At 65.2% G+C, this 16969-nt stretch carries 17 protein-coding genes; 9 read left to right on the top strand and 8 right to left on the bottom strand.

Features of this window, described 5'->3' with window-relative positions; all coding sequences use genetic code 11:
• Position 1: 1 nt before the first annotated feature.
• Positions 2-565 (bottom strand): OmpA family protein, encoded by a 564-nt coding sequence (locus tag D2N39_RS08640; RefSeq protein ID WP_233557096.1) that lies wholly within the window; start codon positions 563-565, stop codon positions 2-4.
• A 179-nt stretch (positions 566-744) separates the two neighbouring features.
• Positions 745-2106, bottom strand: coding sequence for a tRNA (N6-isopentenyl adenosine(37)-C2)-methylthiotransferase MiaB (miaB, locus tag D2N39_RS08635; RefSeq protein WP_119134391.1), 1362 nt, complete (start codon positions 2104-2106; stop codon positions 745-747).
• 136 nt (positions 2107-2242) lie between these two features.
• Between miaB and D2N39_RS08630 the strand changes: the two genes are divergently transcribed.
• On the top strand, positions 2243-3115 hold the full coding sequence (locus D2N39_RS08630) for a glycosyltransferase family 2 protein (protein ID WP_119134390.1): 873 nt from the start codon (positions 2243-2245) through the stop codon (positions 3113-3115).
• A 28-nt stretch (positions 3116-3143) separates the two neighbouring features.
• Here D2N39_RS08630 and D2N39_RS08625 read toward each other — a convergent pair whose 3' ends face one another.
• The gene (locus tag D2N39_RS08625; protein WP_119134389.1) at positions 3144-3470 is read right to left on the bottom strand and encodes a DUF3775 domain-containing protein; all 327 of its coding nucleotides are present in this window, start codon (positions 3468-3470) and stop codon (positions 3144-3146) included.
• A 176-nt stretch (positions 3471-3646) separates the two neighbouring features.
• Here D2N39_RS08625 and D2N39_RS08620 point away from each other — a divergent pair, with 176 nt between their 5' ends.
• From D2N39_RS08620 to D2N39_RS08600, 5 genes are all read left to right on the top strand, one after another.
• Complete coding sequence (locus tag D2N39_RS08620) at positions 3647-4315, top strand: FkbM family methyltransferase (protein ID WP_158589795.1); 669 nt, start codon at positions 3647-3649, stop codon at positions 4313-4315.
• 65 nt (positions 4316-4380) lie between these two features.
• Complete coding sequence (locus D2N39_RS08615; RefSeq protein ID WP_119134387.1) at positions 4381-6138, top strand: DNA polymerase III subunit gamma/tau; 1758 nt, start codon at positions 4381-4383, stop codon at positions 6136-6138.
• A gap of 50 nt (positions 6139-6188) precedes the next feature.
• Positions 6189-6533, top strand: coding sequence for a YbaB/EbfC family nucleoid-associated protein (locus D2N39_RS08610; protein WP_119134386.1), 345 nt, complete (start codon positions 6189-6191; stop codon positions 6531-6533).
• A complete protein-coding gene (gene recR, locus D2N39_RS08605; protein ID WP_119134385.1) occupies positions 6530-7129 on the top strand; it encodes a recombination mediator RecR in 600 nt (199 codons plus the stop codon). Before D2N39_RS08610 ends, recR begins: the two co-directional genes overlap by 4 nt.
• Before the next feature lie 9 nt (positions 7130-7138).
• Positions 7139-8044, top strand: a complete 906-nt coding sequence (locus tag D2N39_RS08600) for a peptidoglycan DD-metalloendopeptidase family protein (RefSeq protein ID WP_119134384.1) — start codon at positions 7139-7141, stop codon at positions 8042-8044.
• Between the two features lie 131 nt (positions 8045-8175).
• Here the strand turns inward: D2N39_RS08600 and D2N39_RS08595 are convergent, their stop codons facing one another.
• The 3 genes from D2N39_RS08595 to D2N39_RS08585 all read right to left on the bottom strand — a co-directional run bounded on the left by D2N39_RS08595 (position 8176) and on the right by D2N39_RS08585 (position 12562).
• Positions 8176-9570, bottom strand: coding sequence for a glutamine synthetase family protein (locus tag D2N39_RS08595; RefSeq protein ID WP_119134383.1), 1395 nt, complete (start codon positions 9568-9570; stop codon positions 8176-8178).
• A 3-nt stretch (positions 9571-9573) separates the two neighbouring features.
• On the bottom strand, positions 9574-10947 hold the full coding sequence (locus D2N39_RS08590) for an aspartate aminotransferase family protein (RefSeq protein WP_119134382.1): 1374 nt from the start codon (positions 10945-10947) through the stop codon (positions 9574-9576).
• A gap of 115 nt (positions 10948-11062) precedes the next feature.
• The gene (locus tag D2N39_RS08585; protein WP_119134381.1) at positions 11063-12562 is read right to left on the bottom strand and encodes a bifunctional metallophosphatase/5'-nucleotidase; all 1500 of its coding nucleotides are present in this window, start codon (positions 12560-12562) and stop codon (positions 11063-11065) included.
• Positions 12563-12777: 215 nt separating this feature from the next.
• On the opposite strand from D2N39_RS08585, the gene D2N39_RS08580 reads away from it, so the two are divergent.
• Together D2N39_RS08580 and D2N39_RS08575 are read left to right on the top strand one after the other, a co-directional pair.
• Entirely contained in the window at positions 12778-13116 is a 339-nt protein-coding gene (locus D2N39_RS08580; protein ID WP_119134380.1) for a DUF952 domain-containing protein, read from the top strand.
• Entirely contained in the window at positions 13113-14174 is a 1062-nt protein-coding gene (locus tag D2N39_RS08575; protein WP_119134379.1) for a quinone-dependent dihydroorotate dehydrogenase, read from the top strand. The genes D2N39_RS08580 and D2N39_RS08575 overlap by 4 nt, the downstream gene beginning before the upstream one ends.
• Before the next feature lie 64 nt (positions 14175-14238).
• On the opposite strand, the gene D2N39_RS08570 is transcribed toward D2N39_RS08575, so the two are convergent.
• Positions 14239-14793: a YqgE/AlgH family protein gene (locus D2N39_RS08570; protein WP_119134378.1), complete on the bottom strand. Its 555-nt coding sequence runs from the start codon at positions 14791-14793 to the stop codon at positions 14239-14241.
• Positions 14794-14926: 133 nt separating this feature from the next.
• Here D2N39_RS08570 and D2N39_RS08565 point away from each other — a divergent pair, with 133 nt between their 5' ends.
• On the top strand, positions 14927-15769 hold the full coding sequence (locus tag D2N39_RS08565; RefSeq protein WP_233557095.1) for a protein-disulfide reductase DsbD domain-containing protein: 843 nt from the start codon (positions 14927-14929) through the stop codon (positions 15767-15769).
• On the opposite strand, the gene coaBC is transcribed toward D2N39_RS08565, so the two are convergent.
• Entirely contained in the window at positions 15770-16969 is a 1200-nt protein-coding gene (gene coaBC / locus D2N39_RS08560; RefSeq protein ID WP_119134377.1) for a bifunctional phosphopantothenoylcysteine decarboxylase/phosphopantothenate--cysteine ligase CoaBC, read from the bottom strand. It abuts the gene before it with no gap.

Below are 16969 nucleotides of genomic sequence, written 5' to 3'. Positions count from 1 at the left end.
ATCACCACCGATAGCAAACGACTTCGACGCGACGGTTCTTCTGCATCCCCGCCGCCGTGCTGTTCGACGCGACGGGCTGGCGTTCGCCAAAGCCGATTTCGCGCTCTACCATGGCCCCGACCGAACGGGCCACATCGGCCACGGCCTTGGCGCGACGCTGCGACAGACCCATGTTGTATTCGTCAGAAGCGCGGCTGTCGGTATGGCCATAGACGGCGTAACCGAAGGCCCCGGCCTGCTGGAAGAACTGTTGCAGATAGCTGCGACCCGAGGCGGTGAGTTTTGCGCTGTCGGTGGCGAACAGTGTATCTGTGTTCTGCACCAGACAGGTATTGCGTTTCAGGCAGACGGGCTTGCCGGTCTTGGGGTTCACGCGGTCAAGCATATAGCCTTCGACCCCGCCATCTGCCCACCAGTGCATGCAACCGTCGTCATCGACCCAGACGCCCCAGTTGATCTTGCCGGAAATCTCGGGCGCCTGCTGCGCCTGAGCGGCACCGGCCAAGCCGATGGCGAGTGCAACGCCCCCTACGATCATCCGCACTGCTTTGGAAATCGGTTCCACGTCGCAGCTCCCCTAATTCACACATAACTTATTTAGTATTAAACCCAGAAATGCCGTTACTCCATTCTGAAGTAAAGCAAAATCTATGGCGTAACGGGGTGATCGCACACCAATTGTTGCGTGACTGCGCGACAAGACAGAACGAATCGTGATATTGACGCCATCGCGGAAACCGCGCCTCAGCCGCGCAGCGGCTCTCCGGCCAGCGAGTTGGGCGCCGAGGCGGTGATGCGCACCCGAACCAGATCGCCCGGCTTGCCAAGGGAATCGGCCACATGCACCGCATGCAGGTGATCGGACTTGCCTACCATCTGCCCCGGCAGGCGGCCGGGCTTTTCGTAAAGCACACCCACCTCGCGGCCCACCATCGCCACCTGCACCGCGCGCTGCTGTTCGGTGATCAGCGCCTGAAGCGCCTGAAGCCGCGCATCGCAGAGCTCGGCGGGAAGCTCCGGCTTTTCCGCCGCAGGTGTGCCGGGCCGGGCGGAGTATTTGAAACTGAACGCCGCGCCAAAGCCGACAGCCCGGATCAGATCCATCGTCGCCTCGAAATCGGCATCGGTTTCGCCGGGGAAACCCACGATGAAATCCGAGCTGAGCAGGATGTCGGGGCGCGCAGCCCGGATGCGCTCGATCAGTCGCAGATACTGCTCGGCTGTATGCTTGCGGTTCATGGCCTTGAGGATACGGTCGCTGCCCGATTGCACCGGCAGATGCAGGTAAGGCATCAGCTGGGGCACCTCGGCATGGGCGGCGATCAGGTCGTCATCCATGTCGTTGGGGTGGCTGGTGGTATAGCGCAGCCGGTCCAGCCCGTCGATCGCGGCCATCTCGCGGATCAGGCGACCCAGCCCCCAGGTGCCGCCGTCTCCCGCGCCGTGATAGCCGTTGACGTTCTGGCCCAGCAGGGTGATCTCGCGCACCCCGCGCGACACCAGATCGCGAGCCTCGGCCAGAAGCCGCGCCGCCGGGCGGCTGACCTCGGCGCCACGGGTATAGGGCACCACGCAGAACGCACAGAACTTGTCGCAGCCTTCCTGCACGGTCAGGAAAGCGGTTGGTCCGCGCAGGGCCTTGCGCTTTGGAAGGTGGTCGAACTTGTCCTCTTCCGGGAAATCGGTGTCGATGACCTTGCCCTTAGCCTCCACCATCTCGGGCAGGCGGTGATAGCTTTGCGGCCCGACCACCAGATCGACCAGCGGCATGCGGCGCAGGATTTCCTCGCCCTCGGCCTGGGCAACGCAACCCGCCACGCCGATCTTCAGATCGGGTTTCGCCTGTTTCAGCGGACGCAGCCGCCCGAGGTCTGAATAAACCTTTTCCGCCGCCTTCTCGCGGATGTGGCAAGTGTTCAGCAGAACCATGTCCGCTTCTTCCGCCACCTCGGTCGTGACATAGCCTTTCGCGCCCAGCGCTTCGGCCATGCGCTCGCTGTCATAGACATTCATCTGACAGCCATAGGTCTTGATGAACAGCTTCTTGGGCGCCTCCGTCCCTTCGGCGGGTGCGTCGGTGGCAATCTCGGTCGGCTGTTCGGTCATCGGCGGCCCCCTTCGGCTAGGCGGTTCTTCTAGCGAAAACCGTCCGGCCGCGCAACAAAGGGGCAAAGGCTTGCAAAGACGCCGTTCTTCGCCGAATCTGCCCCCGGTTCGCGGCAACAGCGGAAAGAGTATCGGAATGCGTTACGGCAATCTGGCGGAATTCAGGGCGACAGGCGACAAGGCGCTGGCCAAGGGGCCTGTCGCCCTGATCTTTGCCGAGGATACCGTCGAGGTGGATACTACGATCCGCCACCACCTCAACAGCGGCTTTCGTCAGGTGCTGCTGTTCGCGCATCCCGAAATTCCACTGCCCGCCGATCTGGAGGAACGGGTTCACCGCATCGACCATGACGTTCACGCCGATGACGCCGTGCCCGATGCGGTCAACGCCATCAACGAGGCGGCGCCACCGGGAACCTGGCTATATTACTGTTTCAATGCGGAATACCTGTTCTTCCCCTTCTGCGAAAGCCGGACTGTGCGCGATCTGCTGACCTTCCAGACGGAAGAACGGCGCGATTCCATGCTGACCTATGTGATCGACCTCTATGCCGGCGATCTGGACCGTTATCCCAATGCCGTGTCGCTGGAGGACGCGCATCTGGACAGGTCTGGGTATTACGCGCTCGGCCGAAAAGACCCGGAAAAGAACTGGCAGGCCAAGGACCGTCAGCTTGATTTCTTCGGTGGTCTGCGCTGGCGGTTCGAGGAATATGTGACCTGGACCAAGCGCAAGATCGACCGGGTCTCGCTGTTCCGGTCACGGCCCGGATTGAAACTGAGCTGGGATTTCACCTTCAATGACGAGGAATATAACACCTATTCCTGCCCGTGGCACCACAACCTGACCGCCGCTGTCTGTTCCTTCCGCACCGCCAAGGCACTGAAGACCAATCCCGGCTCGCGCTTTTCGATCCCCGATTTCCGCTGGCGCAACTCGACCGAATTCCAGTGGCACAGCCAGCAATTGATGGATCTGGGGCTGATGGAACCGGGTCAGTGGTTCTGAAGCGGCGGTTCTGAACCGCCCTGCCCCGTCAGTGATCGCGCAGGAAGGATTCCTCTTCCGCGCTGACGTCAATGCCCATGGCCTCCAGACCGGCTTCAAGGTTTTCGGCAAGATGCGGCATGCCCATCAGGTATTTGTCCGTCGGCACCGCGCGTTCGCGGTAGGCAGTGGCCAGCGCCTCGGCGTAATCGTCGGCCTCATAGACGCCGCGCCCCACCCAGGCGATTGCCACAAGATGCGCCTGTTCATCCTCGTTCAGCCCCCGGATGAAGGCATGAAGCTCGCGGTCGGCCATATCGCCTTCCCGCGACTGATAGATGACATGCACCACCTTGGCAGGGCTGATCTCGATCATGGGAACCTCCTGTTGCATCATGCTGCGCCTGCGTCCGGACGAATGCAAGGGGCGGCATGATCGCGCGGGCACCACCCCCCGCGATCTGCTGCCGAATTTCCGGCTTTTCCCTGCAAAGGGGCTGGAAATGGCGCGCGCGAATGATCACCTTTGCAGCGCGCCAACGATGGACCCTCATGCAGCTTTTCCACACCCTTCACACCGAAGCCGATTATCTTCTGTCCCGCCTGACCGGACGCAAGGCCCGCGCCCGGCGCGCCGCTTTCGAGGCGTTCGAAACCGCCCTGTCCCGGCTTGGCCCCGGTGCACTGGCGATTGATCTTGGCGCCAATGTCGGGGTGTATACGGAACGGCTGGCCGAAACCGGGGCGGATGTCATCGCTTTCGAACCTGATCCGCATGCTTTCTCGCTGTTGCAGGCGCGGGTCGGAACACGGCCGAACGTGCGGCTGATCCCCGCCGCCGCCGGGGTGGCGGATGGAAAGATCAACCTTTATCGCCGCACGGATTTCGATGCTGCCCCCGACCGGCGGACCAGTTCCTCCTCCATCTTTTCTGACAAGCACAAGATGGACCCCGGTCGCCCGCATGAGGTGGAGATGATCGGCTTTCCAGATTTCCTCGGCCGCCTGAACCGCGAGGTTGCGGTGCTGAAGATCGACATCGAGGGCGCGGAAGTGCCGCTGATCGAGGCGCTGCTGCAAAGCCCGGATTTCGCACGCGTCGATCAGGTCTTCATCGAATCGCATGAACGGGTGGTGCGCGCGCTCGCCGCCCGCACCCGCGCCCTGAAGGCCCGGACCCGCTGCCTGACACGACCGAGGGTGAACTGGGACTGGCATTGACCCCGCAAGCCATGGACGGCGGCGGCCCGAGCCCTTAGGTTAGCCTCGCAGACGAAGGGAACCCCATGTCCGAAACCGCCGCGCAGGGCTATCAGGTTCTGGCCCGCAAATACCGCCCCGCCACTTTCGCCGACCTGATCGGGCAAGAGGCGATGGTGCGCACGCTGAAGAACGCCTTCGCGGCGGATCGTATCGCCCATGCCTTCGTGATGACCGGGGTGCGCGGTGTCGGCAAGACCACCACCGCCCGCATCATCGCCAAGGGGCTGAACTGCATCGGCCCCGATGGTCAGGGCGGCCCGACGATCGAACCCTGCGGGATCTGCGACCAGTGTCGCGCTATCGCTGAAGGCCGCCATGTCGATGTGATGGAGATGGACGCCGCATCGCGCACCGGGGTGGGCGACATTCGTGAAATCATCGAAAGCGTGCACTATCGCGCCGCCTCGGCCCGCTATAAAATCTACATCATCGACGAAGTTCACATGCTGTCGAACAGCGCCTTCAACGCGCTGCTCAAGACGCTGGAAGAACCGCCGCCGCATGTGAAATTTATCTTCGCTACCACCGAAATCCGCAAGGTGCCGGTGACCGTGCTCAGCCGCTGCCAGCGGTTCGATCTGAAACGGATCGAACCCGAGGTGATGATGGCGCATCTGGCGAAGGTGGCAGAAAAGGAAGGCGCGAAGCTCGCCCCCGACGCGCTGGCGCTGATTACCCGCGCCGCTGAAGGGTCCGTCCGCGACGCGATGAGCCTCATGGATCAGGCCATTGCCCACGGCGCCGGGGAAACCACCGCCGATCAGGTGCGCGCCATGCTGGGGCTGGCCGATCGCGGCCGCACGCTCGATCTCTTTGACATGGTGATGCGGGGCGACGCGCCCGCCGCGCTGGCCGAACTCTCGGCGCAATATTCCGATGGCGCCGATCCGATGGCGGTGCTGCGCGATCTGGCCGAGATCACGCACTGGATTTCGGTCATCAAGATCACGCCCGAAGCGGCGGATGACCCGACCGTGCCGCCCGACGAACGCGCCCGTGGCCTTGACATGAGCCAGCGCCTGCCGATGCGGGTGCTGTCACGGATGTGGCAGATGCTGCTCAAGGCCATCGAGGAAGTCGGGCTGGCGCCGAACGCCATGATGGCCGCCGAAATGGCGGTGATCCGGCTGACCCATGTGGCCGATCTTCCCGATCCCGAGGCGCTGATCCGTCGCCTGCAATCCGGCCCGCCGCCCGCGCCGGGGCCAGGCGGCGGCGCCCCTGCCGGCGGCGGTGGTGGTGGCATGGTCCATGCCCCGGCCCGCATGATGGCGCCCGCGCGCGGCCCCGCCATGGGGCCGACCATGCAGGGCGGCGCCGCGCTGGCGGTGGCCGAGGATCGGCTCAAGGTCTATGCCACCTTCGATCATGTGTTGGACCTGATCCGCGACAAGCGCGACATGACGCTGCTTCTGTCGGTGGAACGTCATGTGCGGCTGGCGAAATACGCCCCCGGCCGGATCGAGTTCGAACCGACGCCCGACGCGCCTTCGGACCTTGCCGCCACGCTGTCGCAGCGGCTGCAAGGCTGGACCGGCGCGCGCTGGGGCGTATCGGTCGTCTCGACCGGCGGGGCGGCCACCGTCGCGGAAACCCGTGATGCGGACCGCCGTGCGGCCGAGGCCGAGGCACTGGAGAACCCGCTGGTGCAGGCGGTGCTGACCAGCTTTCCCGGCGCCAGGATCACCGATATCCGCACGCCCGAGGCCATGGCGCAGGAAGCCGCCGTTCAGGCCCTGCCCGAGGTCGAGGATGAATGGGATCCCTTCGAAGAGGATTGAGCCCGCCCCGGCGGCGCCCTATCTTCCACAGACAGAACAATGAGGATGCGATGCTGAAAGGTTTGGGCGGGCTTGGCGACATGGCCAAGATGATGAAAGCCGCGCAGGACATGCAGGCCAAAATGGCCGAAATGCAGGAAACGCTCGCCAACAGCGTGGTCATCGGCGAGGCCGGGGCCGGGCTGGTCAAGGCGCGCTGCACGGCGAAGGGCGACATCACCGGGCTGGACATCGACCCGGCGATCCTCGTGCCCTCCGAAAAGGAAGTGGTGGAGGATCTGATCGTCGCCGCGATCAAGGACGCGCAGGCCAAGGCGGCCCAACGCGGCCAGCAGGAAATGGCCAAGATGACCGAAGGTCTGGGCCTGCCGCCCGATTTCAAATTGCCGTTCTGATGACCGCCCCCTCGGACATCGAGGATCTGATCGGGCTGATGGCCCGGCTGCCGGGGCTTGGTCCCCGCTCGGCCCGGCGCGCGGTGCTGATGCTTCTGAAGAAGCGCGGCCCGCTGATGGCGCCGCTGGCGCAGGCCATGGCCCATGTTGCGCTGACCGCGCGCGATTGCACCACCTGCGGCAATATCGGCACCTCCGATCTGTGCCCGATCTGCGCCGACCCGAAACGCCAGACCGGCGAAATCTGTGTGGTGGCCGATGTGGCCGACCTCTGGGCGATGGAACGCGCAGGGGTGTTTCGCGGGCGCTATCATGTGCTGGGTGGCACTCTGTCGGCACTGGATGGCACCGGCCCGGATGAACTGCGCATCCCCGCGCTGGTCGCCCGCGTGCGGGACGAGGCAACGGCCGAGGTGATCCTTGCGCTCAATGCCACGGTCGATGGCCAGACCACGGCGCATTACATCGCCGATGCGCTGGAGCCGATCGGCGTGCGTCTCACCTCGCTGGCGCAGGGCGTGCCGGTGGGCGGTGAGCTTGACTATCTCGACGATGGCACGATCGGCGCGGCCCTGCGCGCCCGCAGACAGGTTTAGAGGCCCCACATGGCAGACATCGACCGCATCGCCACCAGCCTGACCGGGCAGGACGACCTTTACGCCGCCCTGCGCCGCGCCGGAACCGGCCTGCCCCCGGCCGAGGTCGAGGTGCTGCTGCCCGCCCTGCTGGCCGCTCTTGGCGACGCACCCGAGGCGGCACGGCTGGCTTGCGTCGATCAGGGGCTTCTCCGCGCCGTGCTGCGCGCGGGCGCGGGCCTGCCCGCCACGCGCAATGCTGCCGCCGTGCGCGACTGGCTGACACAGGCGGAGGTGGCGCCCATCTTCCGCCCGGACATCGCCGCCCGCCGCCATATCGCCCTGCTGACCGGCGGCCAGATGCCCGACATGCCCGCCTACTCCGACCCGGCTTTCGACCCTTGGTTCGCGGCAACCGGCGCGGATTACGGCCTCGGCCCCTATGGCGAGAAACGCAGCGTCTATACCGCCGCGCAATTCGCCGATGCCGCCAGCGCCGAACGGCGGATGATCCATATGGGCATCGACGTCTTCGCCCCGGCCGGCACCCCGGTCCACGCTCCCCTGCCCGGCCGCGTGCTGCACGTTACCTACAACGCCGACCCGCTGGATTACGGCCATACGCTGATTCTGGAACACGAGGCCGGCGAGACCCGGTTCTTCACGCTTTACGGCCATCTGGGCGCGAGCCTGCCCGGTCTTTGCAAGCCTGGCCAGAGCGTCGCCGCCGGTCAGATCATCGCCCATCTCGGCGACTGGCCCGAAAACGGCGGCTGGGCGCCGCATCTGCATTTCCAGATCATGACCGACATGCTGGAACAGACAGGCGGCAATTTCTTCGGCGTCGGGCACGAAAGCCTGTGGGATGTCTGGCAGGACATCTGCCCCGAGCCGAACCTGATCCTGCGGCTGCCGGAAGGCGCCTTTGCCCGCTGACCGCGCGGGGCGCCCCGGCCGGGGATTTTGAGTATTTTTACAAGAAGCAAGGGGCTAAGCGCGCGCCCTGCCCCTTGCTTCTTGCCCAAATACTCAAAATCCGACAGCGCCACCCGGCGTGGCGCCGGGGGTCAGACCGTATGCAGGTAGAGGTCGAAATCCACCTCTGACACGGTGCGCGCGACGCGGGCATATTCGGCGGCCTTGATCGCGGTGAAGGTGCGGTGCATGTCCTCGCCCAGCGCCTCTTTCAGGAAGGCCGAGCCCTTTGCCGCCTCGATGGCCGAGCGCCAGTCCACCGGGATCGGCGGCGCGTCCTGCCCGCCCTCGTAGCCATTGCCAGTGGTTTCCGGGCCGGGGTCGATCCTTTCGGCCATCCCCTTGCGGATGCCAGCCAGCACGGTGGCGGCGACCAGATAGGGGTTGGCGTCCACCCCGGCGGGGCGGTGTTCAATCCTTCGCGCACGGATGTCGCCGGCCGGGATGCGCAGCGCGACCGAGCGGTTGTTTACCCCCCATGTCGGGCTGACCGGCGCATAGCTTTGCGCGGCAAAGCGGCGCCAGCTATTCGCATGGGGCGCGAAGACCAGCATGCTTTCGCCCATGGTCGCCCGCAGTCCCCCCAGCGCGTGCAGGATGGTATCGGACCACTGACCCTCGGCTTCCTCGACAAAGACATTGCGGCCTTCGTCATCCTGCATCGAGACGTGGAAATGCATGCCGGAGCCTGCATAATCCTCGTTGGGCTTGGCCATGAAACAGGCGGTCACGCCATGTGCCCGCGCTTGCGCCCGGACGATGCGTTTCAGGCGCATCAGATCATCCGCTGCCTGCATCACATCCTCGCGGTAATGCAGCGTCAACTCGTATTGGCCGGGGGCATATTCAGAAATCATGGTTTCCGCCGTGATCCCCGACTTGCCCGCCGCCGCATAGATGTCGGAAAACAGCGGCAGCATCCCGTGCAGGTGATCGACCGAATAGACCTCGGTCTTGGAAGACGGACGGCCATCCAGCACGTCGCGCGCCGGGACCATCTTGCCATTGGCGTCGCGTTCATTCGCCAGAAGAAAGAACTCCAGCTCGAACGCGCCCGCCGGATGCAGCCCCTCTGCCGCCAGTGCATCGACCTGCCGTTGCAGGGCATGGCGCGGGTCCGAGGTCATCTTGTTACCGTCGAGGTCATACATCGACATGAAGACCTCGCCACGCGGGGGCGTGGTGTTGTGCAGCGGCTTCAACGTGCCGGGGATCGGCCAGGCGCGCAGGTCGCCGTCGCCCTGGTCCCAGATCAGCCCGGTTTCGTGCACATCCTCGCCGCAGATGTCGAGGCCCAGAATCGAGATCGGCAGATGCCGCCCGCCCTTGTAGAAGGACAGCAGTTCGTGACGGCGGATGATCTTGCCGCGCCCGATGCCATTGGCGTCGTGCAGCACGATGTCGAAGGCTTCGATTTCCGGATGGGCGTCAAGGAAGGCTTCGGCCTCGGCAAGCGTCGAGCCCGAGGGGCTGTGCAGTTGGGTCATGTCTCAGAACAGTTCGGTAAGGATTTCGTCGAAGGCAGCGATCAGACGGTCGATCTGACGTTTTCTGGTGACCGGGCTGACCAACATCATGTTGTGGAAAGGGGCGATCAGGCTGCCACGATTAAGCAGCGCGGTATGAATCGCCGCTTCCAGTGCCGGTTGATGCGCGCTGGCAGCCTCGGCGCCGTTCTTCAGCGGGCCGGGGGCGCAGATGAATTCCACCCGCGCGCCCACCCGCACCACATGCCAGGGCGCGCCATGCGCCTCGATCACGCGGCGCAGACCGGCCGAAAGGCGTTCGGCGCCCTTTTCCATATGGGCATAAGCCTCGGGTGTCATTACCTCGGCCAGATTGGCCTTGAGGCAGGCGAATTGCATCGGGTTGGCCGAAAGCGTGGTGCCCATGCCGGAATGGCCCGAAGGGCGCCGTGCGTCATATTCTGCAAAGCGCGCGGCCACCTCGTCCGTCATCCCCCAGACGGCGGTGGGCATACCGCCCGCCACGCATTTGCCGACGACGAAAAGATCGGGTGACAGCGAATGCACCCGACTGTAACCGCCAAGACCCGAGGAAATCGTATGCGTTTCGTCGATGATCAACAGGGCGCCATAACGGCGGCTGAGCGTGCGCAGCCCGTCATGGAACCCCGCCTGCGGCAGCACCATGCAGGAATTGGTCATCACCGGCTCGGTCAGGATGGCAGCAATGTCGCCCTTGGCCAGCGCGACCTCCACGGCGGAAAGATCATTGAACTCCACCACTTCGGCGACCAGCGACAGATCCTCGACCTGACCGACCAGTCCCTGCCGGGCGCGTGTATGACCGTCGTGCAGCTCGACCATCGTGTCGTCCACGGTGCCATGATAGCAGCCGTTGAACACCAGCACCTTCGGCCGCCCCGTCACCGCCCGCGCCACGCGCAGGGCAAAGCGGTTGGCATCGGTGGCGGTGGTGGCGATCTGCCAGCGGTAGGTGCCGAAGCGGCGGTTCAGCAGCGCGCCCGCCTCTAGCGCGGCCTCGGTGGGCAGCATGTAGGTCAGGCCGCGCCGCGCCTGACGGCGGATGGCGCGTGCCACCGGCGCCGGGGAATGGCCGAACATCGAGCCGGTATCCCCCAGACAGAAATCGTCGATGCGGAAGCCGTCGATGTCAGTCAGCCGCGCGCCCTCGGCCCGTTTCACCAGCATGGGGAAGGGCATCGGCCAGTCCCGCATCCAGTGCATCGGAACATCGCCCAGATAGGCCCCTGCCCCGGCTTCCAGCGCCGCGCGGGTCTTCGGACGGGCAGCCGCGAAGCGCTTCGCCTCGCGCGCGGCAAGGGAGGACAGACAGGCCAGATCGACGCCTGCAACAAGCGAGTCGGATGGGACGGACATGGGGCTACCTCCGGTTCATCGCCTTATGTCACAGATTTGATCAAATTCAAGGGCCTTTACGGGAAAACGAAAACGGCCGGGCTGACCCGGCCGTTTCTTCGGGTGGCCGGGCGGATTATTGGCCCAGCTTGCGAATACGCCCTTCAACCTTGGGCGCGACATTGCCCATCTTCTCGATATAGGCCATCACGTCATTGGCTACGAGCGCCCCGGTCACCCCTTCAGTCACGATCCGGCCACCGCCCAGCGCAGCATAGCCGTCACCACCGCCAAGGATGTAATCGTTGACAGCCACGGTATAGAGCTTGTCCGCATCCAGCGGCACATCGCCCACCATGATCTCGGACACCCGCTTGCCCGGCTCGGCCGCGGCATCATAGGCAAAGGTCAGGCCGGACACCTGCGCGAACCGGCCCGCCCCCTTCTCGACCTGGCTCACCGCGTTTTCGAGTGCCCCGAGGACTTGCGAACCCGGAATCTCGGTCACCACGGTGACATTGCCAAAGGGCAGCTCGCTCAGAATGTCGCGGCGGGTCAGTTTCGCGCCGGCGTCATAGGTGCGATCGGCACGGATGCCGCCGCCATTCATCAGGGCGATGTCGGCGCCGGTCTGGGCCCGCATCGCATCGGCGATCAGGTTGCCCATGGTCGATTCCTCACCCCGCACCACGTTGCGGCGGCTGTCGAGTGCGGTTTCGGTGGTGCCGATCTCAACTCCCAGCGTTTCATCCAGTCCCGCCGCCAGCTTGTCCACCATGGCTTGCGTTTCCGGGTCCGGCTGCACGTCGGCCGTGTCGATGAACCGGAACTCCGGTGTCCATTTGATGACGCGTTTGCCGTCCTTTTCGGAAATGTCGATCTTCAGATCGACCGGATTCAGGAACTGCCCATCGACCGAGGTTTCCACATAGGCCGTCACCCCGTCATAGGCGGTGGCATAGGAATGATCGTCCCCCGACAGGATCACGTCGAAAGCATGGCTGGCCAGCAGCGCACGGTCGTTGACCATGTCAGTCTGCACGACACCCACCACCAGATCGGCGCCGTCCTCGATGGCCTGTTCGGCGGCGGCAATGGCGGTCTTGACCGTCGGCAGGAACTTCAGATCGCCGGTCGAGGACACCTGCGGCGAGGTATCCTGCGCCACAGGGATCAGCGCGACCTTCAGCCCGGCCACCTCTTTCATCATCACCCCGCCCAGCCCTTCAATGGCCGAGCCGTCGGCATTGGTGATGTTGATGGCGGCCCAGGGGTATTTCGACGCCTTCATCTTCTCGAAGAAATTCTCGGGGCCGAAGTCGAATTCATGGTTGCCCGGCACGGCAAGATCGAAGGGCACGATATTCGTCAGGTCGATGGTGTTCTGGCCCTTGTCGAAGCCCGACATCAGCGACGGCGACAGCATGTCACCGTCGAAGAGGTAAAGCGTATTCGGATTGGCAGCACGTTCCGCCCGTGCCACGGCATTCAGCCGTGCGAAACCGCCCCGCCCGTCCTCTTCCTCGAAATTGTAAACATCGCCGACACCGAGAAGGGTGATGGTGACCTGCTCGGCCAGCGCAGCGCCCGTGCCCAGCCCGAGAACCGCCGCCGAAAGAAGGAATCGTGCGAACATGCTGAAACTCCGTTTCTGGTTGATCCTGCCAGACTGCGGCGACAGGCGGCCGCGAGTCAAAGCCTTCCGTTCCAGATGCCGAAGGAAGGTGACAACCCCATGATCGGGGCACCGGCACGAAACACACGGATTGCCACGCGCCGCGCAGGCCAGCAATTTTCCGCGCAAGCCGGTCAGGCATTGACCAAAAGCCTTGCAAGGTGCAATCAGGCCACATGCTGATCTACAAGATCTTCCGTCGCCCCGAATGGGATGCGTTCCGCACCGTCGGCCAGACCGCCGGCGCCCCCGTCGATCTGGCGGATGGTTTCATCCATTTCTCGACCGCCGCTCAGGTGGTGGAAACCGCAGCCAAATGGTTTGCGGCGGAAAGCGATCTTGTACTTGTCGCCGTGAACGGTGACAGCCTCGGCCCCGATCTGAAATGGGAACCCTCGCGCGGAGGTGCGCTGTTCCCGCATCTTTACCGGCCGTTGCGCCTTGCCGATGTGGTGTGGGACAAATCCCTGCCGCTGGGCATTTCCGGCCATATCTTCCCCGAGGGCGTGATTTGAGCCTGATCGAAACACTGGGTCTTGCCGCCCTGCACCGCTGCGATCCCGAGCGCGCGCATGGCCTGTCGCTGACCGCCCTGCGCAGTGGTCTGGTGCCGCTGCCGGGTGTCGTGACCTCGCCGCGGCTGGCGACGGATCTGGCCGGGATGAAACTGCCCAACCCGGTCGGGCTTGCCGCCGGTTTCGACAAGAATGCCGTGGCGCTGGCGCCGCTGATGCGGTCGGGCTTCGGGTTTCTTGAGGTGGGCGCCGCCACGCCGCGCCCGCAGCCCGGCAACCCGAAACCGCGCCTGTTCCGCCTTGGCGAGGATCGCGCGGCGATCAACCGCTTCGGTTTCAACAATGAAGGCGCCTGCGCCATTTCAGCCCGTCTTGCGCTGCGCCCGAAAGGGCCGGTGCCAGTGGGGCTGAACCTCGGTGCCAATAAGGATTCGGCCGACCGCGCCGCCGATTTCGGCGTGGTTCTGGCCACCTGCGGCCCGCATATCGACTTTGCCACGGTGAACGTCAGTTCCCCCAACACCGAAAAACTGCGCGATCTTCAGGGGCGTGCCGCGCTGGCCGCACTGCTGGCCGGTGTGATGGAAGTGCGCGCCGGTCTGGCCCGGCCGGTGCCGGTTTTCCTGAAGATCGCCCCCGACCTGTCGGCGGCAGAACTGGAAGACGTGGCCGGTGTCGCGCTGGAATCGGGGATAAGCGGCATCATTGCCACCAATACCACCCTGTCACGCGACGGCCTCGCCTCGCCCCACCGCGAGCAGGCGGGCGGGCTGTCCGGTGCGCCGCTGTTCGAGAAATCGACCCGCGTCCTTGCCCGCCTCTCTGCTCTGACCGAAGGTCGCCTGCCGCTGATCGGCGTTGGCGGCGTCTCGACCCCGGAACAGGCATGGGAAAAGATCCGCGCAGGAGCCACGGCCGTGCAGGTCTATACCGCGATGGTCTATGAAGGTATCTCGCTCGCCGCCCGCATCGCGCGCGGGCTGGACATGATCGCGGCCCGCGAAGGCTTTGCCACACTTGCCGAAGCTGTCGGAACCGGACGCGACCGCTGGCTCTGAGCCAAATTCCCTACAGGAAAATGCGCCGGAGTTTTAACGAAAGTTCCAGTTTCGCACGGGTGGATCAGGCGCGCCCGGCAGCGGGCGACAGGACCAGCGGGTCGATCCCCATGGCTTTCAGCGCCGCCGACCATTTGCCCGCATCATCTGCTGCAAAGATCAGCCCCGGAGGCGGCTCTGTCGTCAACCAGTCGTTACGCGCGATTTCCGCCTCAAGCTGTCCCGGCCCCCAGCCGGCATAGCCAAGGGCCAGAAGCGCATCGCGCGGCCCGCCGCCCTGCGCCAGTTCCTGAAGGATGTCCAGTGTCGCGGTCATCGCATAGCCGCCCGCAACTTCCATCGTGCCGCCAACCGCCCGGTAATCCGCAGAATGCAGCACAAATCCGCGTCCCATTTCCACCGGCCCGCCGAAATGCACACGGATGTCGCGCCCCTCGGGGGCGGCAGAAATTTCCAGATGCTCCAGAAGTCCCGCGAAATCCAGCTCTTGCGAGGGTTTGTTGACGATCAGACCCATCGCGCCCTCATCGCTGTGCGCACAGATCAGAATGACGCTTTTCTCAAAGCGCGGATCGCCCAGGGCGGGCATCGAGATAAGCAGGGCTCCGGCGAGGTCCATGGCGATCTCCCTTCGCCCTATCATATGGCGCGAAGCCCGGCGGGCCTCAAGCCCCCGGTTCCCGACATCGGCGCCGGGCAGCGCGCCACAACCTGCGACATGCAGGACACGCACACGAAGCTGTCGCCGGAATGTGATTTCGCATTCCGCCCCCGATGCCTATCTTGGCGCCATGATGATGCGCCCCTTCCTTGCTCCCCTGCTCGCCCTGACCGCCCTGCCTGCCCTGGCAGAGGTGCCGACCCAGGCCGACATCCTGCAAGCCGAGTTGCGCCCCGGCTGGCGCGAGGCAGACGGACGCCATTTCGCAGCCCTGCATCTGCGCCTTGCACCGCACTGGAAGACCTATTGGCGCAGCCCCGGCGATGCCGGTGTGCCGCCGGTGTTTGACTGGGCGGGCTCCAGCAATCTGGGATCGGTCAAGGTGCATTGGCCGCGCCCCGAAGTGTTCGATTTTCTCGGGATGCAAACCATCGGCTACCGCGATGAGGTCGTGCTTCCGGTCGAGGTCACCCCCGCCGATCCAAGCAAGCCGGTGTCCCTGCGCGCAGATATGGATCTCGGGGTCTGCAACGACATCTGCATGCCCGCCACACTGGAACTCGGGGCCGAACTGACGGGTCCGGGGGCGCCCGATGGGTTGATCACCGCCGCGCTGGACGCACAACCCCGCCCCGCCACCGAGGCCGGGCTGACGGCGCTGCATTGTGAATTCACCCCCACAGAGGACGGCCTTCGGGTAACAGCCCGGTTGCACCTTCCCGCGGCCACGTCGCCGGAAACCGTGGTGATGGAACCGGGGGGAAGCCTCTGGGTTTCGGATACCGAGGTGCGTCGGGAAGGCGCTGAATTGGTTGCCGTTGCGGAAATGGAACCCCCGCGCGGCACACCGCTGACCTTTGATCCGGCGACGCTGCGCCTCACCGTGCTGTCTGCCACCGAAGCGGTCGAGGTCACCGGCTGCCCGGTAGACTGATCAACCCAGCGCCGCCGCAATACGCGCCGCCAACTGCCGTGCCACCGCATCCTTGCCCATGCGCGGCCATGCCTCGGCTCCCGCGTCAGTGATCAGGACCACCGCATTCTCGGCCCCGCCCATGATGCCGGTCGCAGGGCTGACATCATTGGCCACGATCCAGTCACACCCCTTGCGCGCCCGCTTGGCCGTCGCATGGTCCACGACGGTTTCCGTCTCCGCCGCAAAGCCCACGACCAGCCGCGGGCGCCCCTCGGCCAGCCGGGACACCGTCGCCAGAATGTCGGGATTTTCCGCAAACTCCAGCGCAGGTGCCCGGCCCGAGCCATCCTTCTTCATTTTCTGCACCCCGGCATTGGCCACGCGCCAGTCGGCCACCGCCGCTGCAAAGATCGCCGCCTCAGCCGGCAACGCCGCCTCGACCGCCGCCAGCATCTCGCGCGCGGTTTCCACCCGCACCACCCGCACCCCTGCGGGCGGCGGCACGCTGGCGGGGCCGGTGACAAAGGTCACATCCGCCCCCAGATCACGCAGGGCCGCCGCCAAGGCCGTGCCCTGCGCCCCGGACGAGCGGTTGGCGATATAGCGCACCGGATCAATCGGCTCATGCGTCGGCCCCGAAGTGACCAGCACATGCCGCCCCGCCAACGGCCCACCGCCCAGCGTGGCCTCGACCGCCGCAACAATCTCCAGAGGCTCGGCCATGCGCCCTTCGCCCGCTTCGCCCGCCTCGGCCATCTCGCCCCGGTTCGGCCCGACGAACAGAACCCCGTCCCCGGCCAGAACCGCCCGATTACGCCGGGTCGCCGGATGCGCCCACATGCGCGGGTTCATCGCGGGCGCCAGCAGCACCGGCCTGTCCGTCGCCAGCAGGACGGCGGACGCCAGATCATTGGCATGGCCATGCGCAAGCTTCGCCATCAGATCGGCTGTCGCGGGCGCCACCACCACCAGATCGGCCTCGCGCGCCAGCCGGATGTGCCCCACATCCTGTTCGTCCTGCCGGTCAAACAGATCGGTGAACACATGATCCGCCGTCAACGCCCCCACCGACAGCGGCGTCACGAATTCCTGCGCCGCCGCCGTCATCACCGCCCGAACGCTTGCACCCCGCTCGCGCAGCCGCCGGATCAGATCCAGCGCCTTGTAAGCCGCGATCCCGCCGCCGACGATCAGAAGAATACGTTTTCCTGCCAGCAT

The organism is Gemmobacter lutimaris (assembly GCF_003570715.1).
Classification (GTDB): domain Bacteria; phylum Pseudomonadota; class Alphaproteobacteria; order Rhodobacterales; family Rhodobacteraceae; genus Gemmobacter; species Gemmobacter lutimaris.
Note: the sequence above shows the minus strand (reverse complement) of the source record. Positions and strands in the feature narration are given on the sequence as shown.

What these genes read in the sequence shown, in the direction of transcription:
- miaB (WP_119134391.1), bottom strand. Translation starts at nt 2,106, where the DNA reads ATGACCGAACAGCCGACCGAGATTGCCACCGACGCACCCGCCGAAGGG.
- D2N39_RS08630 (WP_119134390.1), top strand. Translation starts at nt 2,243, where the DNA reads ATGCGTTACGGCAATCTGGCGGAATTCAGGGCGACAGGCGACAAGGCG.
- D2N39_RS08625 (WP_119134389.1), bottom strand. Translation starts at nt 3,470, where the DNA reads ATGATCGAGATCAGCCCTGCCAAGGTGGTGCATGTCATCTATCAGTCG.
- D2N39_RS08620 (WP_158589795.1), top strand. Translation starts at nt 3,647, where the DNA reads ATGCAGCTTTTCCACACCCTTCACACCGAAGCCGATTATCTTCTGTCC.
- D2N39_RS08615 (WP_119134387.1), top strand. Translation starts at nt 4,381, where the DNA reads ATGTCCGAAACCGCCGCGCAGGGCTATCAGGTTCTGGCCCGCAAATAC.
- D2N39_RS08610 (WP_119134386.1), top strand. Translation starts at nt 6,189, where the DNA reads ATGCTGAAAGGTTTGGGCGGGCTTGGCGACATGGCCAAGATGATGAAA.
- D2N39_RS08600 (WP_119134384.1), top strand. Translation starts at nt 7,139, where the DNA reads ATGGCAGACATCGACCGCATCGCCACCAGCCTGACCGGGCAGGACGAC.
- D2N39_RS08595 (WP_119134383.1), bottom strand. Translation starts at nt 9,570, where the DNA reads ATGACCCAACTGCACAGCCCCTCGGGCTCGACGCTTGCCGAGGCCGAA.
- D2N39_RS08590 (WP_119134382.1), bottom strand. Translation starts at nt 10,947, where the DNA reads ATGTCCGTCCCATCCGACTCGCTTGTTGCAGGCGTCGATCTGGCCTGT.
- D2N39_RS08585 (WP_119134381.1), bottom strand. Translation starts at nt 12,562, where the DNA reads ATGTTCGCACGATTCCTTCTTTCGGCGGCGGTTCTCGGGCTGGGCACG.
- D2N39_RS08580 (WP_119134380.1), top strand. Translation starts at nt 12,778, where the DNA reads ATGCTGATCTACAAGATCTTCCGTCGCCCCGAATGGGATGCGTTCCGC.
- D2N39_RS08570 (WP_119134378.1), bottom strand. Translation starts at nt 14,793, where the DNA reads ATGGACCTCGCCGGAGCCCTGCTTATCTCGATGCCCGCCCTGGGCGAT.
- coaBC (WP_119134377.1), bottom strand. Translation starts at nt 16,969, where the DNA reads ATGCTGGCAGGAAAACGTATTCTTCTGATCGTCGGCGGCGGGATCGCG.